1 pseudogene is annotated in these 477 nt (G+C 62.3%); it reads right to left on the bottom strand.

The annotated features are described in order from the left end of the window. Positions 1-477 (bottom strand): annotated as a pseudogene (locus tag HF680_RS15740) (ABC transporter permease); the annotation flags it as partial.

Genomic DNA, 477 nt, shown 5'->3' with positions numbered 1-477 from the left:
CGTCGCGGCCTGTCCGGCATAGGCGGCCGGATAGTAAAAGGCGTAAAGGACGACGGCCAGGATCAGCAGACTGCTGACCGGCCGCGCACGCGGCAAGTTCCGGAACGTCGCGGCGAAGGCGGCGATAACGCCCTGTTGCGGGAGCGGAAAGTTCAAATTCTCCGGCTTTGGGACAAGACGCGCTCGTACTCGGATGAAAAGCGCCGAAACGATCAGACCGAGCACGGTGACGCCGCTCAGAATCATCAAGTCTCGCCATGCCGATGCGGAAGTCGCACCCGTGACCAGCTGGCCCGTCTGCAGCCGTAGATAGTGCGTATAGGGAAGGATATCGCTCCAGATCCGAGCGAAGCGCGGCCCATGGTCCAGCGGGAGAGTGCCGTTGGAAAAGGCGATAGCCGCACCCGAATAGATGGCGGTGGCCGAGAACGCCATATCCACCTCGCCAAGCGCGGCGACCAGAAAAGCCGACAAGAC

This window comes from Brevundimonas huaxiensis, from assembly GCF_014218725.1.
Taxonomy (GTDB): Bacteria; Pseudomonadota; Alphaproteobacteria; order Caulobacterales; family Caulobacteraceae; genus Brevundimonas; species Brevundimonas huaxiensis.
Note: the sequence above shows the minus strand (reverse complement) of the source record. Positions and strands in the feature narration are given on the sequence as shown.